Annotated in this window: 25 protein-coding genes, 1 pseudogene and 1 riboswitch; of the genes and pseudogenes, 17 read left to right on the top strand and 9 right to left on the bottom strand. The window is 62.3% G+C overall.

Annotated elements, in window-relative coordinates:
- Positions 1-15 precede the first annotated feature (15 nt).
- The 5 genes from HMPREF1478_RS07655 to HMPREF1478_RS07630 all read left to right on the top strand — a co-directional run bounded on the left by HMPREF1478_RS07655 (position 16) and on the right by HMPREF1478_RS07630 (position 7,271).
- A complete protein-coding gene (locus HMPREF1478_RS07655; RefSeq protein ID WP_232207453.1) occupies positions 16-1,533 on the top strand; it encodes a cell division protein PerM in 1,518 nt (505 codons plus the stop codon).
- A gap of 3 nt (positions 1,534-1,536) precedes the next feature.
- A riboswitch (ZMP/ZTP riboswitch) is annotated at positions 1,537-1,621 on the top strand.
- A 23-nt stretch (positions 1,622-1,644) separates the two neighbouring features.
- Positions 1,645-3,486 carry a bifunctional phosphoribosylaminoimidazolecarboxamide formyltransferase/IMP cyclohydrolase gene (gene purH / locus HMPREF1478_RS07650; RefSeq protein ID WP_016461514.1) on the top strand — a complete coding sequence of 614 codons (1,842 nt, stop codon included), beginning with the start codon at positions 1,645-1,647 and terminating at the stop codon, positions 3,484-3,486.
- Between the two features lie 147 nt (positions 3,487-3,633).
- Entirely contained in the window at positions 3,634-4,218 is a 585-nt protein-coding gene (locus tag HMPREF1478_RS07645; protein ID WP_016461513.1) for a biotin transporter BioY, read from the top strand.
- A gap of 151 nt (positions 4,219-4,369) precedes the next feature.
- A complete protein-coding gene (gene guaA / locus HMPREF1478_RS07640; RefSeq protein WP_034475387.1) occupies positions 4,370-5,926 on the top strand; it encodes a glutamine-hydrolyzing GMP synthase in 1,557 nt (518 codons plus the stop codon).
- A gap of 520 nt (positions 5,927-6,446) precedes the next feature.
- The gene (locus HMPREF1478_RS07630) at positions 6,447-7,271 is read left to right on the top strand and encodes an alpha/beta fold hydrolase (protein ID WP_016461510.1); all 825 of its coding nucleotides are present in this window, start codon (positions 6,447-6,449) and stop codon (positions 7,269-7,271) included.
- A 619-nt stretch (positions 7,272-7,890) separates the two neighbouring features.
- On the opposite strand, the gene HMPREF1478_RS07625 is transcribed toward HMPREF1478_RS07630, so the two are convergent.
- A complete protein-coding gene (locus tag HMPREF1478_RS07625) occupies positions 7,891-8,736 on the bottom strand; it encodes a class I SAM-dependent methyltransferase (protein ID WP_016461509.1) in 846 nt (281 codons plus the stop codon).
- Between the two features lie 78 nt (positions 8,737-8,814).
- On the opposite strand from HMPREF1478_RS07625, the pseudogene HMPREF1478_RS07620 reads away from it, so the two are divergent.
- The 3 genes and pseudogenes from HMPREF1478_RS07620 to HMPREF1478_RS07610 all read left to right on the top strand — a co-directional run.
- Positions 8,815-9,084: pseudogene (locus tag HMPREF1478_RS07620) on the top strand (GMP synthase (glutamine-hydrolyzing)); the annotation flags it as partial.
- A 29-nt stretch (positions 9,085-9,113) separates the two neighbouring features.
- Positions 9,114-9,758 carry an integrase core domain-containing protein gene (locus HMPREF1478_RS07615; RefSeq protein ID WP_048676698.1) on the top strand — a complete coding sequence of 215 codons (645 nt, stop codon included), beginning with the start codon at positions 9,114-9,116 and terminating at the stop codon, positions 9,756-9,758.
- Positions 9,759-9,821: 63 nt separating this feature from the next.
- The gene (locus HMPREF1478_RS07610) at positions 9,822-11,663 is read left to right on the top strand and encodes a DUF262 domain-containing protein (protein ID WP_083326506.1); all 1,842 of its coding nucleotides are present in this window, start codon (positions 9,822-9,824) and stop codon (positions 11,661-11,663) included.
- Positions 11,664-11,736: 73 nt separating this feature from the next.
- Here HMPREF1478_RS07610 and HMPREF1478_RS10945 read toward each other — a convergent pair whose 3' ends face one another.
- The gene (locus HMPREF1478_RS10945; RefSeq protein WP_016461505.1) at positions 11,737-11,871 is read right to left on the bottom strand and encodes a hypothetical protein; all 135 of its coding nucleotides are present in this window, start codon (positions 11,869-11,871) and stop codon (positions 11,737-11,739) included.
- Between the two features lie 111 nt (positions 11,872-11,982).
- On the opposite strand from HMPREF1478_RS10945, the gene HMPREF1478_RS07600 reads away from it, so the two are divergent.
- A complete protein-coding gene (locus HMPREF1478_RS07600) occupies positions 11,983-12,195 on the top strand; it encodes a type II toxin-antitoxin system Phd/YefM family antitoxin (RefSeq protein WP_003793591.1) in 213 nt (70 codons plus the stop codon).
- A 148-nt stretch (positions 12,196-12,343) separates the two neighbouring features.
- Positions 12,344-13,213, top strand: a complete 870-nt coding sequence (locus HMPREF1478_RS07595) for a DUF2262 domain-containing protein (RefSeq protein WP_016461503.1) — start codon at positions 12,344-12,346, stop codon at positions 13,211-13,213.
- Positions 13,214-13,413: 200 nt separating this feature from the next.
- On the opposite strand, the gene HMPREF1478_RS07590 is transcribed toward HMPREF1478_RS07595, so the two are convergent.
- Positions 13,414-14,262 carry an aldo/keto reductase gene (locus tag HMPREF1478_RS07590; RefSeq protein WP_016461502.1) on the bottom strand — a complete coding sequence of 283 codons (849 nt, stop codon included), beginning with the start codon at positions 14,260-14,262 and terminating at the stop codon, positions 13,414-13,416.
- Between the two features lie 261 nt (positions 14,263-14,523).
- Between HMPREF1478_RS07590 and HMPREF1478_RS07585 the strand changes: the two genes are divergently transcribed.
- The 4 genes from HMPREF1478_RS07585 to HMPREF1478_RS07570 all read left to right on the top strand — a co-directional run bounded on the left by HMPREF1478_RS07585 (position 14,524) and on the right by HMPREF1478_RS07570 (position 16,836).
- Positions 14,524-15,111, top strand: a complete 588-nt coding sequence (locus HMPREF1478_RS07585) for a TetR/AcrR family transcriptional regulator (protein ID WP_016461501.1) — start codon at positions 14,524-14,526, stop codon at positions 15,109-15,111.
- Positions 15,111-15,566, top strand: a complete 456-nt coding sequence (locus tag HMPREF1478_RS07580) for a hypothetical protein (RefSeq protein ID WP_016461500.1) — start codon at positions 15,111-15,113, stop codon at positions 15,564-15,566. Before HMPREF1478_RS07585 ends, HMPREF1478_RS07580 begins: the two co-directional genes overlap by 1 nt.
- A gap of 159 nt (positions 15,567-15,725) precedes the next feature.
- Positions 15,726-16,175, top strand: a complete 450-nt coding sequence (locus HMPREF1478_RS07575; protein WP_016461498.1) for a DUF3290 domain-containing protein — start codon at positions 15,726-15,728, stop codon at positions 16,173-16,175.
- 1 nt (position 16,176) lies between these two features.
- A complete protein-coding gene (locus HMPREF1478_RS07570; protein WP_016461497.1) occupies positions 16,177-16,836 on the top strand; it encodes a DUF421 domain-containing protein in 660 nt (219 codons plus the stop codon).
- Positions 16,837-16,937: 101 nt separating this feature from the next.
- Here HMPREF1478_RS07570 and HMPREF1478_RS07565 read toward each other — a convergent pair whose 3' ends face one another.
- A complete protein-coding gene (locus HMPREF1478_RS07565) occupies positions 16,938-18,266 on the bottom strand; it encodes an ISL3 family transposase (RefSeq protein WP_016461496.1) in 1,329 nt (442 codons plus the stop codon).
- Positions 18,267-18,411: 145 nt separating this feature from the next.
- Here HMPREF1478_RS07565 and HMPREF1478_RS07560 point away from each other — a divergent pair, with 145 nt between their 5' ends.
- A complete protein-coding gene (locus HMPREF1478_RS07560) occupies positions 18,412-19,377 on the top strand; it encodes a Fic family protein (RefSeq protein WP_016461495.1) in 966 nt (321 codons plus the stop codon).
- A gap of 8 nt (positions 19,378-19,385) precedes the next feature.
- On the opposite strand, the gene HMPREF1478_RS07555 is transcribed toward HMPREF1478_RS07560, so the two are convergent.
- From HMPREF1478_RS07555 to relB, 3 genes are all read right to left on the bottom strand, one after another.
- Positions 19,386-19,895: a pyridoxamine 5'-phosphate oxidase family protein gene (locus HMPREF1478_RS07555; RefSeq protein WP_016461494.1), complete on the bottom strand. Its 510-nt coding sequence runs from the start codon at positions 19,893-19,895 to the stop codon at positions 19,386-19,388.
- Positions 19,896-20,066: 171 nt separating this feature from the next.
- Complete coding sequence (locus tag HMPREF1478_RS07550; protein ID WP_016461493.1) at positions 20,067-20,333, bottom strand: type II toxin-antitoxin system RelE family toxin; 267 nt, start codon at positions 20,331-20,333, stop codon at positions 20,067-20,069.
- Complete coding sequence (gene relB / locus HMPREF1478_RS07545) at positions 20,334-20,549, bottom strand: type II toxin-antitoxin system RelB family antitoxin (RefSeq protein WP_007589967.1); 216 nt, start codon at positions 20,547-20,549, stop codon at positions 20,334-20,336.
- A gap of 246 nt (positions 20,550-20,795) precedes the next feature.
- On the opposite strand from relB, the gene HMPREF1478_RS07540 reads away from it, so the two are divergent.
- Positions 20,796-21,341: a GNAT family N-acetyltransferase gene (locus HMPREF1478_RS07540; RefSeq protein WP_016461492.1), complete on the top strand. Its 546-nt coding sequence runs from the start codon at positions 20,796-20,798 to the stop codon at positions 21,339-21,341.
- 18 nt (positions 21,342-21,359) lie between these two features.
- Here the strand turns inward: HMPREF1478_RS07540 and HMPREF1478_RS07535 are convergent, their stop codons facing one another.
- Positions 21,360-22,514 (bottom strand): ADP-ribosylglycohydrolase family protein, encoded by a 1,155-nt coding sequence (locus HMPREF1478_RS07535; protein WP_016461491.1) that lies wholly within the window; start codon positions 22,512-22,514, stop codon positions 21,360-21,362.
- Between the two features lie 248 nt (positions 22,515-22,762).
- Here HMPREF1478_RS07535 and HMPREF1478_RS07530 point away from each other — a divergent pair, with 248 nt between their 5' ends.
- Entirely contained in the window at positions 22,763-23,896 is a 1,134-nt protein-coding gene (locus HMPREF1478_RS07530; RefSeq protein WP_034475494.1) for a glycosyltransferase, read from the top strand.
- Here the strand turns inward: HMPREF1478_RS07530 and HMPREF1478_RS07525 are convergent.
- Positions 23,893-24,609, bottom strand: a complete 717-nt coding sequence (locus HMPREF1478_RS07525; RefSeq protein ID WP_016461489.1) for a TetR/AcrR family transcriptional regulator — start codon at positions 24,607-24,609, stop codon at positions 23,893-23,895. The two genes, HMPREF1478_RS07530 and HMPREF1478_RS07525, sit on opposite strands and share 4 nt — an antisense overlap.
- Positions 24,610-24,617: the final 8 nt, after the last annotated feature.

Here is a 24,617-nt window from a genome sequence, read left to right as displayed (position 1 = left end):
TGACACTATGGGCCTGTGAGCGAGCGCATCAGAGAAGTACCCAGCCCCCGGCGGACGACGACCACGTACGTGGCGGATCGGGCGACGATCCGCGTTGCTGTCCCGCAGGGGTGGGCGCGCGGCGTGATCGCGGGTGTTGAGGCGGCCTTCGCGGGCTGGGCGCTCATCACGGTGTTCGCGATGATCGCCTACCTGACGTTGCGCTCGAATACGTGGATGAATGATACGACGCCGCGCGACGCGCTCGGATTGGGTGGCGACCTGTGGGCGGCTGTCATTGGCGGTACGTCGGTGGTTGGGGGAGTGCATTACCGTGCGATCCCGACGCTGGCGGGCGCGCTGCTGATCGTCCTTGTGCGCCTCCTGCTGCGCAATACGGCTGGTTTCCCGCGCAGTGCGGCGCTGTTTGCTGTGCCCGGTTTTCTTTTGACGTCCTGGCTGCTCGCGGGTACGTCGGGCACTCATGCGCACTGGTGGACGGGCACGATCGGCGGCGTGTTGATTCCGTTGATCGGCTCGGTGTGGTTTGTTGCGTCGGGGTATGCGCGCGATCATGAGGCTCCGACGATGCAGCACTGGATTTCGGGTGGCCTGAAGTTGGGTGGCGTGTCCGTCCTGGTGCTTGCGGGCGCGTCGCTCGTTGCCGCGATTGTTGCGCTTGTGGCTGGTTGGAGTCGGATCGCCGGGATCCAGGAGATCCTGGGGGCGGCCTCGGGCGCGGATACGGCGTTTATTGTCGGCGCCCAGCTGGCGTTTGCGCCGACGGTCATGGCGTGGGCGGCTTCGTGGTGGTCGGGTGCGGGTTTCCTGACGGCCATCGATTCGCTGCATTCTCCGGCCGTGGCGGGCACTGGCCCGATCCCGCCCATCCCGCTCTTGGGTGCTGTTCCTCAGACGGCTCCCGGTCTGTGGGTGATTCTCGCGCCGATCGCGCTGGGGGTTGGCCTGGGCATCGTCGCGGCGCGTTCGTTCCGTCGTGAGCACCTGCTGCACCAGAGCGCGCAGGGCGTTCTGGCCTCGTTGGTCGTCGCGGCCGTGACGGCCCTGTGGATGTGGAGTGCGACGATGAGCCTGGGTTCCGTGCGCCTGGCGTCGATGGGGCCGCGCGTGGGGTGGGCGACTGTGGCGCTCGTACTTGAGATCGCTCTGCCCGCGCTGATCATCGCCCTGTCGACCCACCCGACGACGCGTGCGCTCCTCGGCGAGGGTGCGGGCCGCGTGCGCAACGAGGGCGAGGCCCTGCGTCGCCGCGCCGCCGAGCGTGCCTCCCGTGTGGGCACAGCCGCCTCGACGACTGACGAGGCCTGGGCTGAGGCCTCCGATTCCGCTGAGGCGGGCGACACGGACGCAGACACCGACGAGGCCGGGGCTGAGGATCTCAATGCGGTGGCCGATGGGGGAGAAGCGGACGAGATGCCCGAGGAGGCTAGCGAAACGGCCGCGGACGAGCCCGTGGACGATGAGTTCGCGCAGGCCGAGGGTGACGCGGATGACCCCGAGACGAGGGCGACGCGGCGCGAGGGCCTGAACTAGACTGGGAGGTGCCGCGACTGGCGAGGGTGGATGACCACCGGGGAGCGGCTGCATTTCCCGCGAGGCGTCGCCCGCCTGGGCGCCTGGGTTTGGTCTCAACCTGGAGGAACTATGTCCGTCTCACTGGACAACCTGGAACCCATCGACGTGCGCCCGATTAAGCGGGCCCTGATTTCTGTGTATGACAAGACGGGCCTGGAGGACCTTGCGCGTGCGCTGGGCGAGGCCGGCGTGGAGATTGTCTCCACGGGCTCCACGGCCGCTCGCATTGCGGCGGCTGGCGTGGCCGTCACCCCGGTCGACGACGTGACCGGTTTCCCCGAGGTGCTCGAGGGCCGGGTCAAGACCCTGCACCCCTTCATTCATTCCGGCATCCTGGCCGACCAGCGTAAGGCTGCTCATCGCGAGCAGATTGCGCAGCTGGGGATCAAGGCGTTTGACCTCGTTGTGTGCAACCTGTACCCGTTCCAGGACACGGTCGCCTCGGGCGCGTCCTTCGATGAGTGCGTCGAGCAGATCGACATCGGCGGTCCCTCCATGGTGCGTGCTGCCGCGAAGAATCATCCGTCGGTCGCGGTCGTGACCTCGCCGGAGCGTTACGCGGATGTCGCCGCGGCCGCGGCGGGGGAGGGCTTCACCCTTGAGCAGCGCCGCGTCCTGGCTGCCGAGGCCTTCGCGCACACGGCGACCTACGACCTGGCGATCGCCGGTTGGTTTGCCGACGAGCTGGATCTTGAGGATGTGCGCGAGACCCTCGACGAGGCTGCCGAGACCCACCTGGACGCCTCCGACGCGGCGTTCCTGGAGTCGCTGGGCTACCAGACTGAGGAAGACTACGTGGTGGAGGTCCCCGAGGAGGAGGGGCAGGCCTCGGGCATGCCCGTGTTCGTCGCCGACGCGTTCGAGCGCGTGGAGTCGCTGCGCTACGGCGAGAACCCGCACCAGGGTGCGGCCGTGTACCGCGAGATCGACGAGTCCTTCGAGGACGAGGAGACCGAGGACGAGGCCTTGGCCCCGGGCATCGCGAATGCGCGCCAGCTGCACGGCAAGGCCATGAGCTACAACAACTACACGGACGGTGACGCCGCCCTGCGCGCCGCCTACGATCACGAGCGCCCCTGCGTCGCGATCATCAAGCACGCGAACCCCTGCGGCATCGCGGTGGCTGACGATGTGGCCGAGGCGCACCGCCTGGCGCACGCCTGCGACCCCGTGTCGGCGTTCGGCGGCGTGATCGCCGTGAATCGCCCGGTGAGTGTGGAGCTGGCTCGCCAGATCGTCCCGATCTTCACCGAGGTCGTGCTGGCCCCCGATTACGAGGAGGGCGCGCTCGAGGTGCTCAGTGCCAAGAAGAACCTGCGTGTCCTGCAGGTGGAGCCCCCGGCTCGCGGTTCGTATGAGTTCAAGCAGATCAGCGGCGGCCTGCTGGTCCAGGAGCGCGACGATATTGACGCGCCCGGCGATTCTCCGGAGAACTGGACGCTCGCGGCGGGTGCTCCCGCCGACGAGGCGACGCTGGCGGACCTGGAGTTCGCGTGGCGCACGGTGCGTGCGGTGCGCTCGAACGCGATTCTGCTGGTCAAGGACGGCGCCTCGGTGGGCGTTGGCATGGGCCAGGTGAACCGCGTGGACTCGTGCAAGCTGGCGGTTGAGCGTGCGAACACGCTGGGCTCGCGTTCGACGGGTGACGCGGCGGCGTCCAACGTGGATAGTGCGGGCGGTGCTCGCGCGTCCGAGGTCGTGGGTGAGGCTCCCGAGCAGCGTTCCATCGGCGCGGTCGCCGCGTCCGATGCGTTCTTCCCCTTCGCAGACGGCCTGCAGGTGCTCATCGATGCGGGCGTGAAGGCTGTTGTCCAGCCCGGTGGTTCCGTGCGTGACCAGGAGTCGATTGACGCGGCGAACGCCGCTGGCATCACGATGTACCTGACGGGAACGCGCCACTTCGCGCACTGATCATTCCTGCTCATGGGCTCCAGGGGGCGAGCGCCGGTGTGGCGCTCGCCCCCTGAGATTTGCCCCCGTGTGCTTGACAGGGAACGGCGGGCAGCATATCGTTCAATTGTTGAACGAAAGGCTGTTAGCCCTGTTGAAAGGTGCCGTATGACCACTCTGACCGCTTCCCCCGTCGCCGCGCGTGAGAACCGCGTTCTCGCCGACCGCCTCGGTGGCACGATCGTTCGCGAGATCGCCCTGATCGCCGCCGGAACGATTGCCATGATCGTGCTGGCCCGCATCTCGGTCCCGCTGCCCTTCACGCCCGTTCCCGTCTCGCTCGGCACGCTCGGCGCCCTCTCGGTCGGCACGACCCTCGGCGCGCGTCGAGGCCTCGTCTCCGTCGCGGCGTACGCCCTCCTCGGCGTTGCGGGTGCCCCGGTCTTCACCGGCACGAACGTGGGCTGGGCCTTCGCGTCCTTCGGCTACATCCTCGGCTACCTCCTCGTCGCCGCGATCGCGGGCCTGGCCGCCCAGCGCGGCGCCGACCGTCGCATTGTGACCATGGCGCCGACCGCGCTCGTGTCCCTCTTCTCCGTGTACATCCTCGGCCTGGCCTGGATGATCCCGTTTGCGCACATGACGATTGAGCAGGGCCTGATGAAGGGCTTCGTGCCCTTCATCATCGGCGACCTGGTCAAGGCCGCTGTGGCCACCGGCGCCTTCCCGCTGCTGCGCTCCATCTTCCGCTGAGCCGCGCGCTACAGCGCAACGCGAGTCGGCCTCGTCCCCACCCGGGGGCGGGGCCGTCGTCGTATCCGGTGTGCGCAGTGGTGACATGCGTAATGGAGTGCGACGGGGCGGGGCGCGCGCGGGTACCATTGGCAGGGTGAACGCTTCTGACATGCATCCCGTCCTCGTCGTCGACTTCGGCGCACAGTATGCCCAGTTGATCGCGCGCCGCGTGCGTGAGGCCAACGTCTACTCCGAGATCGTCCCTCACACCATGAGCGTGGCGGACATGCTCGCCAAGGAGCCCGCCGCCATCATCCTGTCCGGCGGCCCGTCTTCCGTGTACGAGGAGGGTGCGCCCTCCGTCGATCCCGCGATTTTCGAGGCCGGCGTGCCCGTCCTGGGCATCTGCTACGGCTTCCAGACGATGGCTCACGCCCTCGGTGGCACCGTGGGGCGCACGGGCACCCGCGAGTACGGGCACACCGAAGCCACTGTTGCTAAGGACTCCTGCCTGTTCGACGGCACCCCCGACGACCAGATCGTGTGGATGAGCCACGGTGACGCCGTCCAGGGCGCGCCCGAGGGCTTCACCGTCACCGCGTCGACCACCGAGACCCCCGTCGCGGCCTTCGAGTCGCGTGAGCGTCGCCTCTACGGCCTGCAGTGGCACCCCGAGGTGGGCCACTCCCAGTTCGGCCAGGACGCGCTGAAGAACTTCCTCTACGAGGGTGCGGGGATCAAGCCCACGTGGACCGCCGGTTCCATCGTGGATGAGCAGGTCGAGAAGATTCGTGAGCAGGTCGGCGACGCGCAGGTGATTTGTGCGCTCTCCGGCGGCGTGGACTCCTCTGTGGCCGCGGCGCTCGTGCACAAGGCCGTTGGCGACCAGCTGACCTGCTTCTTCATCGATCACGGCCTGCTGCGCGCGGGCGAGCGCGAGCAGGTGGAGAACGACTACGCGCGCGGCATGGGCATCCGCGTCATCACGTGCGACGAGTCTGAGCGCTTCCTGTCCGCTCTGGCCGGCGTCACCGAGCCCGAGGCGAAGCGTAAGATCATCGGCCGCGAGTTCATCCGCTCCTTCGAGGTCGCTCAGAAGCAGGTCATCGAAGAGGTTGGCGCCGCTGGCGGCGAGGTGAAGTTCCTCGTCCAGGGTACCCTGTACCCCGACGTCGTCGAGTCCGGCGGCGGCGAGGGCGCGGCCAACATCAAGAGCCACCACAACGTGGGTGGCCTGCCCGAGGATATGACCTTCGAGCTGGTCGAGCCCCTGCGCACCCTCTTCAAGGACGAGGTGCGTGCGGTCGGCCGCGAGCTGGGCCTGCCCGACTACCTGGTGAACCGTCAGCCCTTCCCGGGCCCGGGCCTCGGCATTCGTATCATCGGCGAGGTCACGCGCGAGCGCCTGGACATCCTGCGCGCCGCCGACCTGATCGCCCGCGAGGAACTCACGGCTGCCGGCCTGGATCAGGAGATCTGGCAGTGCCCGGTCGTCCTGCTCGCCGACGTCCGTTCCGTGGGCGTCCAGGGTGATGGCCGCACCTACGGCCACCCGATCGTGCTGCGCCCCGTGTCCTCCGAGGACGCGATGACGGCTGACTGGACGCGCCTGCCCTACGACGTCCTGGCCCGCATCTCCACGCGCATCACCAACTCGGTGCCCGAGGTCAACCGCGTCGTCCTTGACGTGACCTCCAAGCCCCCGGCCACCATCGAGTGGGAGTGACGCTTTCCGAGAGCTGATCGCGCAGACTGAAAGCCCCGGCCTCGTCATGAACTGCCTCCCGTTTCTTGGACATCGAAATTGAAGTCCAAGAAACGGGAGGCTTTTCGTGTCTGTGGATCTGGGGTTGAGGCATGATCGTTTGCTTCGGGAGCAGGCGGTGGAGATGTTTGCGAGGGGATTTGGCTATGGTTTGAGCGCCAGGAGGCTTGGTGTGTGTGCCGAGACTGTGAGAGAGTGGCAGAAGATGTACCGCGTGATCGGGAGGGGTGGGCTTCTTGTCATGGGAGTAAAGCGGGCGAGATACGACTATGAGACCAAGGTCGCCGCAGCGAGGGCTATGGTTGACGGTGGGATGAGTAAGCCTGAGGCGATGGTGCGTTTCGGTATTGCGAGCGCGACACCGTTGAAGCAGTGGTGCAGGCTGTCCCGGTCTGGGAGATCTAGTCGTCCTCAAGCGAGTACCTGCCAAAGACGCCACGGCTGCCTGTCCAGCTAAAAACCTGATTGCGAAAGATTCAACATGCCTCAAACCTTGCATGAGCGCGTTTACCACACCAGCAGCGGCAATGTCTTCTATTGGATAGACGCTTCTGCTGACACGGACGCACCGTGGCTTGTATTTCTTCCTGGTCTCACTGCCGACCACACCATGTTCGACGCGCAGATGGCGTATTTCTCAGGTAAGGCAAACTGCCTGGTATGGGATGCTCCTGCACATGGGAAGTCGCGCCCATATCCGCTTGACTTCTCCATGGACGATTGCGCCCGTATTTTGCACGCAATTTTGGAGGCTGAGAGCATCAAAAACCTCGTGCTTGTGGGCCAGTCGGTCGGCGGCTACGTTGCACAGGCGTTCATCGACCTCCATCCGAGAGAAGCTGCCGGCTTCGTCTCCATTGATTCAGCGCCGCTCAAGAGGAAGTACTACTCGACGTGGGAGGTCAAAGCGCTGCGCCATACCAAGGGGATGTACCAGTTTGTGCCCTGGTCGTGGCTGAAGGTGCTGGGATCGTGGGGCGTGGCAACAACCGCCCAGGGGAAGGCCGGCATGCGTTCCTTCATCGAGAGCTACGCCAAGGAGGAGTATGTGGAGCTCGCCGCGCACGGCTACAAGATGCTCGCCGATGCTGTTGAATCTAGGCGCGCTTACAACATTGACTGTCCGGCGCTCTTGCTCTGCGGGGAGAAGGACCATGCTGGCGATGTCAAAGTGTTTAACCGTAAATGGGCTGCTGGTGAGAAGATCCCTCTCGTGTGGATACCTGGAGCAGGGCATAACTCGAATGTTGATAATCCTAGCTTTGTGAACAGTAAGATTGAGCAACTCATGGTTGCGCTGAAATAGTGTTGGGTAACTGCAGCCTCTTCTTGCACATTTTCGTTAGCACGATGAGCGACATTTGTAGATCCACATTGCGTTCTATGTGGTTACTTCCTTCTCTTTAGAGTATATTTCCCCAGATCATCGCCAACACTCTTCGCTCGGGATTTGTTACTCTCGGGTCGGGGAGCGGCCCACCCCGTCGGCACCCCTTTCATTCATGTAGTCAGTTGCGCACAACCGAACTGCGTTTCCGCAGGTCAAAGCTATCACTCTTCGGTCGGACGAAAATACTCTTCTCAAGTGACTACATCGCATGTAGTCAGTGCTGACTACAGGGTGACTACACGGCTCTCTCAATGAAAGAGTAAAAGGAATCCCAGCTCACCTGCCCCGCTGACTACACGGAAACGGGCTATGCGACAATCGAGTGGGAGTAGTACTTCCGCATTGGTGCTGTGAATTCAGCATGAGGGACCCCTGAATTAATGGCTTCGGGGGTCCCTTGCATATTGGCGATTACCCAACTGGGAGTAGTCATTCTCATGCGCATGCTCTGTTTGTTCAAGGAAAGATCGGGATAGATCTACTCGAGTACATGCACGCGAAAAATGCTTGATCCAAGTGGAGTAGGAGTGTGCCCTCAGTTTTTGTGTGCGGTGATCGCAAACTGAAGGGGCAGACGTTCGGGGTGCTCACGAAGATGCCATCCGCCAGTGGAATCTTGTTCCATAAGTTCGGGCCACGGGCACCAGGCAGCGCGCGGGGTCTCTTCAAGCTCATCAATCACCAGCCCAGCGTTGATGAGAGCAGTGACGATCTGGCCAAGGGAATGATTCCACTGGTGGTTCGTTGTGTGAGTAATCCGCGGCGCACCGGGGGAGTCCACGTAGCTTGAATCGTCATCCCACGTCATCGGAGCGTCCTGCTCGAAGTATGGCTGCTCGATCTTGAGCCCGTCGGAAATATCCTCCCCGATTGTCATGAACATCGGATGGTCATCGCGGATGAAGAAAGTGCCGCCCGGCTTGAGCAGGGAAGCGATGACTTGCGCCCATCGGGCGATATCGGGCAGCCAACACAGGACGCCGATCGAGGTGTACACCAGATCGAAGTTTCCAGACACTGCTTGGCGCGCGTCGTACACGTTCGCGTGAACGAACTCCACGTCAGCGCCTGCGCGCTCGGCGATGCTGCGTGCGTGGGCAAGTGAGGCCTCGGACAAATCGAGGCCAATGACGCGCGAGGCCCCGCGGCGCGCAAACCCGATCGTGTCCGTTCCAAGGTGGCACTGCAGGTGGATAACATCTTTGCCGGTGAGATCGCCGAATCGTTCGATATCTTGGGCCAGTTCAGAGCTAATGGCCGTCGGGTCCTCGAGAAGGCGCTGGTAGTCGTAGTAGTTGCCAGCCATGTGCAGCTCGGCGCGGTCGTCCCAGTTGCGTTCGTTATCGGAAAACCACTGCGCTTTCCTGCTTGTTTCAGTCATTTAGTCATTGTATGCCGGTGGGATTTTGGTGCGCGGCGCCTGCAGAGGGTTTGCGTGTTTTGTCCGCACTACGCAACTGCAGGTATGGATCAGGAGATCTGGCAGTGCCCGGTCGTCCTGCTCGCCGACGTTCGTTCCGTGGGCGTCCAGGGTGATGGCCGCACCTACGGCCACCCGATCGTGCTGCGCCCCGTGTCCTCCGAGGATGCGATGACGGCCGACTGGACGCGCCTGCCCTACGACGTCCTGGCCCGCATCTCCACGCGCATCACCAACTCGGTGCCCGAGGTCAACCGCGTCGTCCTCGACGTGACCTCCAAGCCCCCGGCCACCATCGAGTGGGAGTAGGAAGATAGGGCTTTGACCTGCGCTTTTAAGTGCTGCAACGTGCCGCTGAGTTTCGTTTCGTATGCGACTCACGGCAAAGCCGCCTGATCGGCCAGGGGTTTTCTCAGCGTCTTGCGCGGGTGTCCGCGCAAAGCCCACAAGCCCCGCACCGCGCCGCACCTACAGCACCTGCCAGGGCTAGCGCTCCTGGGCAGGTGTGGGCCATTGATTTCCAGTTCGACTCGGACTGGAAGGGGCGTGTCTTGAAGGTCTGTATCGTCGTTGATGAGTTCACGCGCCAGCACCTGGCTTTGCGCGTTGAGCGGCGCATGGGAGCCGTCGACGTGATCGAAATGCTTGACCTGGCTGTCCTAACCCATGGGGCACCCCAGGTGCTGCGCGCCGATAACGGGCTCGAATTCATCGCCGCAGGCGTGGGACGCTGGGACAGCGAGCACGACACGCTCCAAGCATTCATACCCCCGGGCCAGCCGTGGCATAACGGATTCGTGGAGTCCTTGCACAACCGCATGCGCGACGAACTCCTCGAGGACAACATGTTCGAGGACCTCGATCACGCGCGCGCCCTGATCAGCGCCTGGTCGCGCCGCTACAATGAAGAGTACCCCCACAGCGCGCTGGGCTGGCTCTCACCCAACCAATACGCACGCCAATGGGCACAACACCACCAATAACAACCAACAACCCTCAACACACCTGGTCCACAAAACCAGACCAGGCCAATTGGAGTGATCTCGTTGATCAACGACGTAATCAAACCGACTATCGGCGAGCTATTCTCTACGGACTCACCCCTCATGTTTAATGTGCCTCGCTACCAGCGCGAGTACACCTGGGCCAAGCGCGACTGGGAGAACCTCTTCGACGACATTTCCGACAATGACAAGGGTTATTTCCTCGGCTCTATCATCGTCATCGACCATGGCTACAATGCGGAAAAGGGCGTGACCCAATGCGAGCTTATCGACGGCCAGCAGAGGCTCACCACCGTCAGTTTGCTGCTTGCTGCACTGTACGACCAGCTCAGCAAGCACAAAGATGATGCCGAGGAGGACGAAGATGAGGTCAACGTCGAACTCATCAACCTCAAGAACCGCCTCATCATGAAGAAGTCCAAGGGGCAGACGCGCGTGGTTCCCCAGGTCCAAGGCCAGAACCTCCAAGACTACAGGGCTCTCATGGGAGAGCGGGTCTCCAATCAAATTAAGGACAAGAGGCCCAAGTACGCAGGCAACAGGAAGATCTATAAGGCATACGCATACTTCGAGTCCCGACTAGAGGCCATGGTCGAAGCGCCTGAGAGAACCCACCCGAACAACGCCTACGAGGCCTTCAGCAACTTCCTCGACAAAGTGCTTTCCGCAGTGATAGTCCAGATCAGCGTTTCCAACGCATCCGAGGCCTATACCCTGTTCGAGTCCCTTAACAATAGGGGCCAGGCCTTGAGCGCGGTTGACCTCATTAAGAACACCCTGCTCTCCAGCTTTAAGGACGCAACCGAGGAGGACCTGGACGACCACTTCAACCAGTGGCAGCGCATGCTCTCCCTGCTTGGAGAGGACTACAAGACTCAGGAGCGCTTCTTCAGACAGGCATACGCTGCGTTCAGGCGAGAGGTGAACAAGCCGTTCATCACCGGAACCGCTCAGTACCCTCTCGGAGCCGTAGCAACCAGGTCAAACCTCCTCCACATCTACGAGAAGCAGATTAAGAACGATGCAGCCGGCATGCTCGATTGGTTGCTCAAGAACGCGGAGGAGTACACGAAGATCGCGCTTGTGGACACGGATGGCATCTCTGGCGACTTGGAAGAGTCGCTTATGAACCTTTCAAGGATTCAGGGCGTTCCCTCGTATGTGCTCCTGCTCCACTTGATGCGGAGAGCGGACAGCCTTTCGCTCACGGATCAGCATCTGGTCCAGGTAAATGATCTTTTGGTCAAGTTCTTCGTAAGGCGTAACCTTACCGACGCTCCTCCAACGCGCGACCTTACCAGGATCTTCATCAACATCGTTGAGGGCATCGAAGATGAAAAGAAAACTGGTGACGATCTCGTGCAGTTCGTGCGCGCCAAGCTTCTGGCGGTCTCGGCAGACGATAATCGATTTGCTGAGATGCTTGCTGGCCCGCTTTATGAATCCAATCCTGACACGGCTAGGTTCATTTTGACGAGCTTGGCTACGCCGTCGGTTACCAAGGAGATGAAGGGCCTTTGGGAGCGCGTTCCTTCTGGTACATACGTTTGGACTATCGAACACGTTCTTCCCCAGGGGAAGAACCTACCTGACGCTTGGGTCACCATGATTGCCGGTGGAGACAAGGCGCTCGCCGCCCAGATTCAGAACGATCATGTCCATGAGCTCGGCAACCTAACTTTGACTGGTTACAACTCAACCTTGAGCAATCTTTCCTTCCAGGAAAAGAAGCTCAGGAAGGATAAAGATGGCAACTCTGTTGGCTACCTCAACGGCTTGAATATCAACTCCGATATTGCTTCAAGAAACGATTGGGACGAAGCAGCAATCACAGCGAGAACAGCGAAACTCGTTAAAGAAGTAATCCAACTGTTCACGCTATAGAGGTTAGGGGAGGGTTTGCAATGACCGCTCTACCCCGCCCTGCCCCGACAAATCTTCAGGCGGTTTGGAGGTCTCACACCTGCTGTGCAACGCCGTTTGAGTCCATCGTGGGGCGATAGGCGTAGCGCTCGAGACCATCGAACGTGGGAGTCTTGGGTCGCATGTCGAAGGGGAGGCCTCCGACTTCGATCGACTTCGCGAGGAACATGTTGATTGCGTCGAGAGGCTAATTCCCCAGCGCGCATAGACGGCTGCGGCATCGGCCTTGATCTGAGGTCGAATTCTGGCCATAATTATGGCTAAGACTGAAAGGGGTAGTATGTCGACACTGACGATGGGGCTTGCCGAGGCGAAGAACAATTTTTCGCGAGTGACAGCAGAGGTGAATAGGACGGGGAAGCCTGTCACGATCCTCAAGAACAACAGGCCGTGGGTAGTCATTCAACCGGCGCAGCAGTCTGAGAGTGCTGTCGATGTCGCTGTTGACTTCATGGATGCCTACGCGGACGTGTTTGAAGAGCTCGCGAAGTGAACGCTTTCGCGTTTTCTCAGGATGACGTATGCGCCATCCATTCGGCTGCGATTGCTCGCTTCGGTGGTCTTGATGGCGTTCATGATGCCTCGCGTGGGGTAGGGTTCGTCGTAGCGAAGCGGAGGCCATTGATCAAGGAGGATGGCACGTGGATCTGCTCGAATACATGCGCTCACAAAACGACATGACGCAGGCTGAATGGGAACGCACCTTCGAGGAAGAGGCCAAGGAGATCCTCGTCCTGCTCGCCGGCGGTAGCGGGGCCGGCAAGATGAACGGATTCTGGGACGTCTCGCACTACTTCATTGCGTATGTGGACTGCCAGACCGGTGCACTGCACACGGGTGACGGCCGGATAGTCTATCCCGTCAGCGACGAGGAAAGCGATGCCGGAGGAATCCTCGATCGCTTCCGTCGGGAGGCGGTGTACCGCCTCAAGGCGCGCAAGAGGATTCCGCACAAGATTCCCGAGGGCGTGACCGCCTCCTCGCAGAACCAATTCCTGATCGTTGAGGTCCTGGAAGAAGATGCCCCGTGCCCCGCCTTGGAAGAGGTGCTGGCCGAATACCGCAGGCCGGTAGTCCTCAACGACGAGGAGCTGGGCGAGCTCTCCCTCGACAAGGACCTCGACATGTTCGAGGGAGGCATCTCGTGGCGGGGTGAGGACATCGACATCTCTCTGGAGGTTGATTCGTCCAGCGAAGACACCTGGACTGCTGCCGTGGCCGCCATGAAGCAGATGATGACCGATCAAGACCGGTGGGATCGCGACATGCGGGCGTTCGCCGCGCGGGAGCTCACACAGCTTGCGTGTGAATGGCGTGAGTCAGCCGACGAGGAGGTCCCCGAGATCACCGAAGAGAGCTTCGCGCAGCGGATCGAACTCACTAGTATCGCGATGGATCCGGACGGCTCATTCTCCGCCTACTTCGATGACGACGATATGTTCTTCGGGCACTGCGTCGTGGTGTACGGAACCCTGGCCGATGGGGTGGCCTCGGCGGTGATGGCGGGTTAGACGTCCTGAGCGCTCGCTGCAGTGGCGCTATCGAGTCGATGTGGAGGCATCAGCGGGCACATTGCACGAAAAACGCCAGGGACGAGCCTGCTAACGAGGCCTACCCTGCCAATCGGGGTAGGCCTCGTTGTGTGAGCGTAGTCCGCTAGGGGATCAAGCGACGCAATCCTGCGCCGCGCGTGGGTGCGCAGGGAATGTGACTACTTCTGGCCCTCCACGTCGGGCACGTATGCCAGGAAGCCCGCCAGGGCCTCGTCGGTGTGCTCGAAGAACGGCTTCCCCTTGTCGAGGGAATCGATCTGGGCCATGTCCTCGTCGGTCAGCGTAAAGTCGAACAGGTCGATGTTCTGAGCGATGTGCGACGGTGTCTTCGAGCCCGGGATCACGATGTGTCCCTGCTGGATATGCCAGCGTAGCAGCACCTGGGCGGGGGACTTGCCGTGCTTCTCGGCGAGTTCCTGGACGAGGGACTCGCTCATGATCGAGTCGTTGCCGCGCCCGCCCAGCGGGTACCACGCCTGCAGCGCGATGTCGTGCCCCTTGAGGAGTTCCTTGAGTTCCGTCTGTGGGAAGTAGGGGTGGCACTCGACCTGGTTGATCGCGGGGACAACCTCGCACTCGTCGAGGATGCGCTGCGTCTGGGCCACGTCGAAGTTCGACAGGCCGATCGCGCGAATCTTGCCTTCCTTATGCGCCTTCTCGAGGATGCGGTAACCCGCGACCGTGTCGCCGGCGGGCTGGTGCAGGATCATCAGGTCGATGTAGTCCGTACCCAGGCGCTCGAGCGTCTCGTCGACGGCGGTGGGGTGTTCGAAGAACGACGGCCAGAGCTTCGTCTCGAGGAAAACCTCCTTGCGCGCCTTTGAGGACGCGCGCATTCCGCGCCCGACGGCGCGCTCGTTCACGTAGACGTTCGCCGTGTCGATCAGCGTGTAGCCGTTGTCGAGCGCGTAGGTGACCGCCGACTGGGCATCGTCCGGCTCCAGCAGGTAGGTGCCGAGGCCGACCTGGGGAATAGTGACGCCGTTGTTCAGGGTGATGAGGTCCATGTGAGCTCCTTCGTTCTCATCAGGGGAGTGCGCTGGAACGGCAATGCTGTAGCTGACCTGCGCGGACTCCTCTGACTGTCAGCCTATAGTCATCCCGGGAAGGCATGCCTGGCGGCGGTTGTGTGTAGGCGTGTGACATGTGACGAGTTGGCGTCGGGAGTGTTGTGATCCCTTGGTTCTGCGATTGACGCGGGCTTGCTCAGGCCTATACTGAACACTGTTCATTATGGATTGTTGCAGGTAGTAGGACAGGAGGAAGCCGTGCCCAAACAAGTGATCGACCCGGAGAAGCTGGTCAGCCAGGCTTACGCCATCGCGTCGCGCGACGGCATCTCCGCGCTCTCCGTTCGCAAGGTCGCCACCGCGTGCGGCATTGCGGTCGGCTCGGTCTACGGCTACTTCCCGACCAAGGCGGACCTGACGGCCGCCGTGCTCACGCGCTTCTTCGAGGCCAACCTCTCCGACGAGCTGTGCGCCGTGCGCCCCGGCGAACGCTTCACCTCCTACGTGCAGCGATTCCGCGAGGCCCTGTGCGCCGCGCGCGCTGACATGAGCGTCGACTGGTTCGCCGAGATGCGTCGCCTACCCAGCGCAGAACAGGAAGCCCTCGAGGCTGTGCGCGCCCCCATGCTCGCCCACATCGAGGGCGGACTCGCGCGTGTTCTCGACGCGGACGAGGCCGTGGATCGTTCCCGGCTCGTCGGCCCCATGAACGCCGAGGCCCTGTGTCGCTACGTGCTGCGCAGTATTTTCGCTTCGCTCATGGATGGCAGCGAGTGCGAGACGCTGTTCGCCCTCCTCGACGCCGCCCTGTACGACGATTCCACAGACGAAAAGGAAACAAAGTAATGAGTCGATTCAGCATCAAGAAACAGCCCCTGATCGCCGTCGCCGGTATCGTATGGCTGCTCGCCGGCCTGAACGTCGCAATCCTGGGCGTGCGCGCGGCCATCGACGTGCGCGGCCTTGCCGCGCTCGTCCTCGTTGCGCTCGCGGGCGGTGCCGTCGCCATCTTCTGTGCCTTCCACCCCATGTTCAGCAAGCTTGTCAAGAAGAACGCCCAGCGCATCGCCGACCTGGAGGGGGAGCGCCACCACGTCGTCCGCTTCTTCGATCGCAAGAGCTACATGATGATGGCGATCATGATGTCGTTTGGTATCGGCATGCGCGCCGCAGGACTCTTCCCCGACTGGTTCATCGCCTTCTTCTACACGGGCCTCGGCCTCGCCCTGACCCTGGCGGGCGTCAGCTACATCGCGCGGGGCGCGCGCGGCCGCGCCTGGGCGTTTCACGGGACCAACTGAGCGTTTCACGCGCTCCCAGCCAAGGCCTCGTCAATGGGCGAGGCCGTCGCGCCCCCAGTGCTGCTGCTTCGTGTGTCCGCTGTGAGTGCTGCGCTGTCTGCGTTGGCTGCGGTGCTAGTGTGACCCTGTTTGAGTGACCTGCAAAAATATGGATAGCGCATGAACTTCTATACCCTCGACTACATTCTGTCGCACCAGAGTTTGGATGCGACACGGCGTCTAGCTGCGATCATTGTCTTGCTCGTTGTGGCTCTCGCGTTTAGTGCCCTGTATATGCATAACCGGGTGAAAACTCGCTGGCGTGACGCGGGCATTGGGCTCCTCGTGTTTTCGCTCGTCCTGCTGGGAATCCAGACCGAGCAATACCTGAAGGTCAGCGATCAGCAGTCGCAGGCGCAGCTGCTCGTGGGCTTCATGGAGGGTGTCGCCGTCGATCACGGTGTCCAGGCGCGTGATGTCATGGTGAATAAGACGTCCCTGCAGGACGGGATGATCGTGCGCTTTAACGAGGAGGACTACACCGTCCACCTCAATAATGACAGCAATTCCTTCACTCTTGAGCGCACGCACATCATCGACCATGGCGTCTACGTGAATGGGGAGCACTGACATGGACTTCTACACGCTGACGGCTATCAAGTTCGCGCTCGGTATCCTCACGATGCTGCTCCAGATCAACATCCTGGGAAAGCGCGACTTCTCACTGAATACGCCTCTCAATCAGGTGCAGAACTACGTGCTGGGTGGCATTATCGGCGGCGTTATCTATAACTCGTCGGTGACGGTGCTCCAGTTTCTGATCATTATTTTGATTTGGTCACTCGTTGTTATCGCGACGAAAATCCTGATCGATAGCAGTAAAGCCTTTAAGAAGCTTGCGGCCTGTCAGCCCGAGCTGATCGTTCGTGATGGTGAAGTGGATATTGCCCGCTGTGCGAAGGTGGGAATGACCGCGGAGGGACTCAGTCGGAGCCTGCGTGAGCAGAAGATTGCCAGTATGGGCGATGTTGTTGCGGCGATCATGGAAACTAATGGGTCGTTGACGATTCGTGTGCGCGGTGACGGGAGTAGTCGCTCGCTCCTGCCGCTCGTGACCGACGGTCAGCTCGTGCCCGACGGTCTCCTTCTCGCCGGCAAAGATAAAGCGTGGATCAAGGAGGAACTCAAGAAATTGGGCTATTCCTCGGTCAAGCAGGTGTTCCTGGGCGAGCTCGTCTCCGGGCATCTCGAGGTGATCCCGTATCCGAAGGCAACGAGCGTGAAGAGCTAACTTCGAGGAGGCCTCGTCAATGGACGAGGCCTCCTGCCGTTGTGTGGGTCATCTGCCCTTTAGTGCCACGCGATTACCGCCAGTGGCGGTATAATGGCTCTTCAGAGTTGAGTGTGGTTGGAGGCATCTAGGCCTCCCGCGATGAGGAGCATTCGGAGATGGTAGTTGGTGGGGTTGCGGTAGCCTCTGGCGGTGCGTCTGCCTAGTTCGATGATTCCGTTGATGGCTTCGGTTGGGCCGTTGCTGGCTCCGGCTGTGTCGAAGTAGGCCAAGAAGGCGTCCTTCCACTTGCGTAGGGTCCGACCTAGGCGAGCGATTTCGGGGATGGGACACGTTGGTAGGCGCTCGACGAGACGAGCGGCCAGGCGTCGGCCTTGGGCGGGGGTGTCTTGATGGAAGACGTCTCGGACTTGCTGGGCGCAGTGGTAGGCGACTTCGACACTGATATGCGCCTCATCTGCCGTGAAGGCCTCACGGAGTCGTTCTTGTTGACGCTTCGTGAGCCGATCACGCGAGGCGCGCAAAAGATTGCGGATCTGATAGAGAGGATCACCCTTGCGCCCGCGGTGACCGGTCGTGTCTTGCTGGACGCGACGACGCACCTCATCGAGAGCGTCACCGGCGAGCTTGACGATGTGAAAGGCATCGAGCACGCTGGTGGCGTCTTGGAGCTGGTCATCAATGGCGTTCTTATATCCCTGGAAGGGATCCAGCGTCGCGATCTGGATACCGGAGCGGAAGTCTTCGCCGCGCTCGGCCAGCCAGTTCTTGTACACGGTGCCAGACCTTCCCGGGACCAGATCCAACAAGCGGGCCGTGGGATGATCCTCCCCTCGCGTCAGGTCCACGATGCCGGTGAGCTCACGGGGCCCTCGTCGGCGTCGGTCCTGGTGGTGCCACACGTGCTCGTCAACCCCCAGCACCCGCACCCCTGAGAAACGGGCGGGGTCATCAGATGCGGCTTGCAGACACGGCTTGATATGGGACCACACGGTATTCCACGTGGTTCCTAACTGGCGGGCCAGCCCCGAGATAGTGGCTCCCTCGAAGCGCAACTGTCGGATCGCCCAGCGGATCGCCCGAACACCCAGGCGCGCCCTGGGAGCACACACCGAGTGGTTCTGCTCAGTGAAAGTCGTGATCTGGCAGGTGTGTTCGCGGCATATCCAGCGTCGCTTATGCCACCGGATCCGCACCGGGACCCCGGCCCAGGGCGCGTCGATCACCTCCACCACCACACGCCCATGACCTTGAGCGATCACCCCACAATCTGGGCACCCCGCCAGCTGGTTGCACGACTCAACATCGAGCACCAGAGCATCTGGGGTGCGAACCGCACTCATCAGATGGAAGCCCTCTAAGTCGACGAGCAGATCACACCGATCACAACGATCAAGCGACACAGAGCAGCAGCAGGTAGGGTGAGACATTGTCGAGGTCCTTGACGACAGCGGGGGTAGAAGTCCGCTCATCATCAAGGACCTCGACCTCTACCCGCAACCCCCGACCAACACCCGGTCACCCACACTCAACTCGGAAGAGCCGGTATAATTGTGGCGGTAATAGGAGGTGGTCATGGCCTACGAACCGTCATTTGAACGCACTGACGCGATCGATGCGCTGTGCATGGAGATCGCTGAACTCGTCGGCATGCTGTCGCCTCAAGCCCCCTTGTCGACCAGCCCGATGCTGCGTCGGGAGCTGCGGATCCAGACGATCTACTCCTCGCTCGTCATCGAAGGGAACAAACTAGACGAACGCGCGGTGAGCGCGATTATCGACGGCAAGCGGGTTCTCGGAGACCGGCGCGACATCCTCGAAGTCGAAAACGCGCGCGCCGCCTACGACCTAATTCCTGAACTCGATCCTCATTTGTTGGAGGATTTGCTGCGCGTTCACCGCGTGATGATGGGTGGCCTCGTCCCCGATGCTGGGCGCTTTCGGTCGGGCAATGTCGGCGTGTTCAACGGAGATACCCTCATCCATGCGGGGACTCCAGCCGCCTACGTCCCCGAGGTCATGGGAGGCCTCTTCGAGTGGCTGCGTACGACGCGTATGCACCCGCTGCTCGCTTCGTGTGTCTTCCACTTCGAGTTCGAGTTCTGTCATCCCTTCTCTGATGGGAATGGGCGGACGGGACGTCTCTGGCAGACGCTGCTCCTGTCCAGGTGGCGTTCGGAGTTGGCGTGGCTGCCCGTTGAGTCCGCTATCAGGAGGCGGCAGGCAGACTATTACGAGGCCTTGGCCCGCTCGGGTGCGACCGGTTCGTGTGAGAGTTTTGTGGAGTTCATGCTCGAGGCGATTCGTGAATCGATTCTTCCGTATGCGAAGCCGTCAAACCCGCAGGAAGTGGTTCGAACCCGCGCGCTCGCTTTCCTCAGCGACAACCCGCGTTCCACCGTCGCTCACCTCGCGCAACATCTCGGGTGCTCGAAGCGGAGCGCTGAGCGCACGGTCGCTCAGCTCAAAGAAGAAGGCGCGCTCGAACGGCAGGGGAGCCCCAGGTCGGGCGTGTGGGTTGTCCGCGCCACCGGACTCTAGCCGCTTCCTCAGAAGTCGATGTGCTGGCGCGGGGAATAGCCTCGCTCTTTCAGCGTGCCGTTGACGTAGTCGAAGCGCGTGGGGGTCACCTTGATGATGTTCATGACGAAGGGCATGGCGCGCAGGCGCTCCATGGGGAGACCCCGCAGCTTGCAGGCGTGGGCGTAGTCGGCACCGAAAGGCTCCACAACCTCGGCGGTGCCCGTGACCTGCAAGCCCGCCAGCGTCGCGAAAGAAATGTCGTCGTCATGGATCGCCAGGCACACGTTCTTGTTGGCCTGCAGGGTGCGGAACTTTTGGCCGCCCTCGCTGATGATCCAGAACGCCCCTTCGGCGTAGAGATATTCGACCGTCGTGTTGCGCACGATACCGTTCCCGGCGGTCGCCAGCGTGCAGATCTTGTGCCTGGCCAGGAAGGCCTCGATCTCCGTGACCAAGTCAGCCGCGGGCATGCGCGTCTCTGCGCTCTCCTGCGCGATCCAGTGGTTTGCCGCAGCCTCCCAGTCGATGCCACTCATTGCGAATCTCCCTCTTTGTCGATAGGGCACACGTCGTTGAGGCCCTCCACCCAGGATATGGCGGCGACGCGATTTAGTCGACGTTCTCGTGCCTGGGACTATGAACGAGGCCGGGGCGAGCTCGCGTGAAGCGCACAGAGTCGATCGCGTGCCGGGGCCTTGCCAGTGATATCACTGGAAGATGTGTCGGCGGTGTCCGACGGAAAAGACTTCGATGATGAGGCGGTCATCCTCGATGATGCACAGGGCGCGGTAGTTGCCGATGCGGTAGCGCCACTCGCCTGATCGGTTGGCGGTCAGTCCTTTGCCGTGGATGCGGGGGTCCGAGCAGCCCTCGAGGTTTTTGCCGATCCATGACGTAATGAGTCGCGCGTCGAATCGGTCCATCTTCTTCAGTTGCTTGAGGGCTGTGTCGCTGTACTCGACGTGATAGGACATTCACAGGCCCAGCTGCGCGAGTACCTGCTCGTGGGTGTAGCGAACGCCGTTGTCTGCAGCGATCGCCTCGCGCAGAGTTGCGAGGTCCTGCTGGTCCTCGATCTTCTCGAAGACGGCATCTCGAACGAAGTCAGAGATTGTTTTTCCTTCAAATTCGGCGTACTTGCGCACGACCTCGGCGTCCGTTTCGTCGAGGCGCATGGTCATGGTGGGCATGGTGACCTCCCGGTGGTGAATACAATGTATTCTATGTCGCTCTGGTGTCAATGTGCAATGGTGTTGGCCCTAGTGGGTAAAGCTGCCTGAACGGTCCTGTCTCTGCCTGATGATTGCCGTCAGCGCTGCCCGGTCATTGGGAGGGCTGAGGTCTGGAGCGTGTAGCTATTTCAAGCTGACAGTATGCTGCGGGGCGTTCACACTGTTGTCAAGAACCGTGCGGCTAGGGAGACGAGGAGGCCGACGATGAGGCACGCCGAAACGGTGCTGTTACAGGGTGGGGTGGAACTCCTCGTGCGGAATGCCGTCGCGTCGGATGCCCGTGCGCTGCGTGACGTCATGCAGCGCACGCATGCGGAGACCGACTACCTGCTGTCCTACCCGGATGAGCAAGGAACCGATGATGAACAGGAGGCTCGCTCGCTGGCGGAAATGGAGCGCAGTGACAATGAGGTTGAGCTCGTCGCCGTCCTTGATGGACGGATCGTGGGGAGCGCAGGAGTCACGGCGGTGGGCAGCAGGCGCAAGGTGGTGCACCGGGCGCGCTTTGGGATCAGCATCCTCAAAGAACATTGGGGGCTGGGGATCGGCCGAGTGCTCATGGAGGCGAGTATCGACTGTGCGCGCCGGGCGGGCTATGCCCAACTCGAGCTCGAGGTAGTGGCTGACAATCAACGCGCGGTGTCCCTCTACCGGCGCGCGGGGTTCGAGGAGTATGGGCGCAACCCCCGAGGCTACCGGTCTGCGGCCGCTGGCTACCAGGAGCTCGTGCACATGAGGCTGGAGTTGTAGCTCCACAGGGTCGCTGGACTAGTCAGTCTGCTTGGCCTCGCCTTCCTTGTCTTCCTCGGCCTCCGGGGTGCGCCTGCGCCAATACGCGTAGTCGCAGTAGGTGTACTTGTGTTCCCACACTGGATTACTCGGGCCCCAATCGGACATTGGACAGTCTGTGGTGACGTCGTCGGCGAGCTCGAGGATGACATCGACGAGCTCGAGCCTGTCAACGAACCTGTCGGGGATCGCGCTGAAGCCAATACGTGCTCCCACCAACATGCCTGCGATCGCCGCAGTTGTGTTGGAGTTGCCTCCGTGGTTGGCAGCGAAAGTCATCGCTCCTGCAATGTCGTTTTCGTGGCGCAGTGCGCAGAGGAGGCCGATCGCTAAAGCCTCCTCGGCGACCCACCCCTCGCCGAGGGAATGGATGGCGTCCAGGTCACTTGAGGCTGAGGAAGCGAGCGACACCGCCGGGCGGATGCTCCGCAACAACTCGTACACGACCGTGGTGCGGGAATCGGGGAAGGTCTCCTCCAGAGCCTTCAGTGTTTGGTTGACGGCCTCGGTGATGGAGAGCTCCTGGTGAATGATGAGTGAGATGATGAGGGCTAGTGCCCCCGACGATATCCAAGCAAGTTTGTGGCCGTGTGTGAGGGCAGCCGTGTTTGCCGCCAGGTCGAGAATATAGGCGGGGTCGTCGGAGTAGGACAGGCCAATGGGAACGGCCCTCAGCAGGCATCCGGAGCCTTTGGAATCATTGACGGGCTCATCCATTGAGCCGAACTTATCGGAACTAAAGACCTTCATGGAGGTGGGAGAAAGAGCGCGCTGTGCGGACGACGAAGGGTAGGCGCTGATCCATCCCACCCGACTTCGGGATGCACGTTCGGTTGTCTGCACCCGGTACCAGTCAAAGTAGAAAGCGTCGAAATACTGGTACACAGGGGCCATGATCCCGCGCAGGGCTCCTCGCGTGTGAGCGAAGAGGATCCCATTTGCGCTGAGCAGCATGAGTTGTGTGTCTGCGGTGATACGCGCGGTTCCGTTCTCGTCCAAGTCGTAGTCGGTGATTCCGCGGAGCCCGTAGCGTTCGGCTATCGCGGTCTCTGAGAGTCTTTCGACCGGGTAACCCAGTGCGTCTCCTGCGGCGCAGCCGATCATTGCTCCTCGGATGCGATCTCGCCGGTCCATGGGTGCCTCCTCGCGTGGGTTCTGACCGTGACCAGAGCCAGTTTACCGGTCAAGGTTTTGTAGTGCTCCTGAGCAATCTGACCTGGGCTTGTGAAGGTCTTCGTCGTTTTCGCGGTGATCTGCGCGGACGTCGCCCCGGCCTCGTTTGTCAGGTGACACGAGGCCGGGCGGGGTTATGGCGCTCTGTGAGTGTCTGCGCCGTGTTGTGAGCGGCGTACCCTTGACACGTGAAGGTTCTCGTCGTTCCCATGCTTGCCCGCTCGCGGATGGGTGGGCCGTGGTCGCGCGCACAACGCGTTGCCCGCGCCTTCCAGGATGGCGGCCACGAGGTCACGCTCGCGTGTGGAGATGACGGCAACTGCGCCGATCCTATCGCTTCGACGCTCGAGATCCCGGTGCCCTCACCCCTCGGCCTTCCCGAGGCCATTGCCCGCCACACCTTCCCCCTGGCCTCGCGCCTCGGGCTCATGGGCCGCAAGCCCGTGCATAGCTTCGAGGAGGTCCTCTGGCTCACCGGCGCTCTCGACGAGCGCTACACGCGCGCGGCCGTCGATACGCTTCGCGCCCACATGCGCACCGCGCGCCCCGACGTCGTCTACTCCGAATTCAGCCTCGCTGCCGTCATCGCTGCCCGCGCCGAGGGAATCCCGTGCGTGGGCAGTGCCTCGCAGCCGACGACCGCCGCCTACGCCTCCAACCCTCGTAAATCCGCAGGAATTCGACGCCTGCTGCGCGACATGGGAATGCCCGCCCCGGCCTCGTCCCTGACGGTCCTTGAGGGGATGCGGCGCCGCTTCATCCCGAGCTGCCCGACCCTGGAACCGCGCCCAGGGGAGCGGGCCGTCTACTGCGGGTTCCTCGACGAGCCACCCGCCCTGACAGCGAAGAATCGCGACTGTGCCCTCGTCTACCTCGGCGCGGGAAGCGTCCCCGCGGGCGTCGCCGTGCGCGCCGGGCGAGAGCTCGCCGAGGCCCTCGGATGCGACGTGTACGTCGCGGGCGTGCCCGAGGCCACCCAGGTCTCAGGTGGTTACACGGTGTACTGTGCGCCCCGCTTCGATGTCGCCGAGCTCCTGCCACGCGCCTGCGTCTTCGTGCACCACGGCGGGCAAAACTCGATGATGGACGCCCTGTCTTATGAAGTCCCCCAGGTGATCGTTCCGGGGCGCGTCTTTGAGCGGCAATTCAACGCCGAGGCCGTGGAAAACGCGCGCTGCGGCCTGACCGTGCGCGCTTCCCGGCCAGTGCTCATTGCGTGCGCCGCCCGCCGCCTCGTCGATGAAGCGGCCCTGACCTCGGGAATCCGAGGGCTACGCGAGGAACTGTCCTTGCTGGGAGGCACCAAGCGCATCGTGCGCGAGGTAGAAAAACTGATCAGCTAGGCCCAGCCGCGCAGGATCGCCTCCAGGCCCCGCTCAAACTGTGCGTTAAAGTCGTATCGGCCGTCCAGGAGATCCTCGATGAGCGGGCGCAGCGCCTGCGCGTCCTCGGGGTCGAGCGCGGCGCTCGCGGCCGACAGGTCGACCGGCTGCTCGGGGGAGCCACCCACGGGCGGGACGACCTCGGCGGCGACGAACGCCGTCGTGTAGATCGACACCGCATTGACCAGCCCCAGCATGTCCGCGTTCGGCGTGAAACCGCGCCGTGCGAGCGTCACGAACACGCGCGCCAGTAGCGAGAGCTGCTCGGGCGTCGACATTGGGTGCGTGAGCAGCAGCATGACTGCGCCCGGGTGGGAGCGCAGCGTGGAGGCCAGGCAGTGCGCGTAGGTGCGCATATAGGTCAGCAGGGGCGAGGCCGGGGTGTCCTCGGTCGTCTCACTCGCCTCGGGTGCGGTCGTCGATTCCGCGTCGTCCCCTCCTGCGTTCACGCGGCCCAGGAAGGCCTCGAACGTGAGGCGCCAGACCTGCTCGGCGATACCCTCCAGGAGTGCCGCCTTGTCGGGGAAATGGCGATAAAAAGCGGCCTGGGAGACGCCGAGGCGCTTTCCCAAGGACCGCAGAGACAAAGCGGAGAGCCCCTCCTCGTCCACCAGATCGAGCGCGGTCGACAAGATGATGTCTCGCGATAGTGCGCGCTGGCGTGACGACGGCATGGACTCTC

The organism is Actinomyces sp. HPA0247 (assembly GCA_000411415.1).
Taxonomy (GTDB): Bacteria; Actinomycetota; Actinomycetes; order Actinomycetales; family Actinomycetaceae; genus Pauljensenia.
This window is presented reverse-complemented; position numbering and strand designations above follow the sequence as displayed.

Bases quoted from the DNA above. Each gene is read 5' to 3' on its own strand.
- HMPREF1478_RS07645 (WP_016461513.1), top strand. From the start codon at position 3,634: ATGACCACTCTGACCGCTTCCCCCGTCGCCGCGCGTGAGAACCGCGTT.
- HMPREF1478_RS07565 (WP_016461496.1), bottom strand. From the start codon at position 18,266: ATGTCTCACCCTACCTGCTGCTGCTCTGTGTCGCTTGATCGTTGTGAT.
- HMPREF1478_RS07560 (WP_016461495.1), top strand. From the start codon at position 18,412: ATGGCCTACGAACCGTCATTTGAACGCACTGACGCGATCGATGCGCTG.
- purH (WP_016461514.1), top strand. From the start codon at position 1,645: ATGTCCGTCTCACTGGACAACCTGGAACCCATCGACGTGCGCCCGATT.
- guaA (WP_034475387.1), top strand. From the start codon at position 4,370: ATGCATCCCGTCCTCGTCGTCGACTTCGGCGCACAGTATGCCCAGTTG.
- HMPREF1478_RS07630 (WP_016461510.1), top strand. From the start codon at position 6,447: ATGCCTCAAACCTTGCATGAGCGCGTTTACCACACCAGCAGCGGCAAT.
- HMPREF1478_RS07525 (WP_016461489.1), bottom strand. From the start codon at position 24,609: ATGCCGTCGTCACGCCAGCGCGCACTATCGCGAGACATCATCTTGTCG.
- HMPREF1478_RS10945 (WP_016461505.1), bottom strand. From the start codon at position 11,871: ATGTTCCTCGCGAAGTCGATCGAAGTCGGAGGCCTCCCCTTCGACATG.
- HMPREF1478_RS07530 (WP_034475494.1), top strand. From the start codon at position 22,763: ATGCTTGCCCGCTCGCGGATGGGTGGGCCGTGGTCGCGCGCACAACGC.
- HMPREF1478_RS07590 (WP_016461502.1), bottom strand. From the start codon at position 14,262: ATGGACCTCATCACCCTGAACAACGGCGTCACTATTCCCCAGGTCGGC.
- HMPREF1478_RS07575 (WP_016461498.1), top strand. From the start codon at position 15,726: ATGAACTTCTATACCCTCGACTACATTCTGTCGCACCAGAGTTTGGAT.
- relB (WP_007589967.1), bottom strand. From the start codon at position 20,549: ATGCCCACCATGACCATGCGCCTCGACGAAACGGACGCCGAGGTCGTG.
- HMPREF1478_RS07550 (WP_016461493.1), bottom strand. From the start codon at position 20,333: ATGTCCTATCACGTCGAGTACAGCGACACAGCCCTCAAGCAACTGAAG.
- HMPREF1478_RS07535 (WP_016461491.1), bottom strand. From the start codon at position 22,514: ATGGACCGGCGAGATCGCATCCGAGGAGCAATGATCGGCTGCGCCGCA.
- HMPREF1478_RS07600 (WP_003793591.1), top strand. From the start codon at position 11,983: ATGTCGACACTGACGATGGGGCTTGCCGAGGCGAAGAACAATTTTTCG.
- HMPREF1478_RS07580 (WP_016461500.1), top strand. From the start codon at position 15,111: ATGAGTCGATTCAGCATCAAGAAACAGCCCCTGATCGCCGTCGCCGGT.
- HMPREF1478_RS07555 (WP_016461494.1), bottom strand. From the start codon at position 19,895: ATGAGTGGCATCGACTGGGAGGCTGCGGCAAACCACTGGATCGCGCAG.
- HMPREF1478_RS07540 (WP_016461492.1), top strand. From the start codon at position 20,796: ATGAGGCACGCCGAAACGGTGCTGTTACAGGGTGGGGTGGAACTCCTC.
- HMPREF1478_RS07625 (WP_016461509.1), bottom strand. From the start codon at position 8,736: ATGACTGAAACAAGCAGGAAAGCGCAGTGGTTTTCCGATAACGAACGC.
- HMPREF1478_RS07570 (WP_016461497.1), top strand. From the start codon at position 16,177: ATGGACTTCTACACGCTGACGGCTATCAAGTTCGCGCTCGGTATCCTC.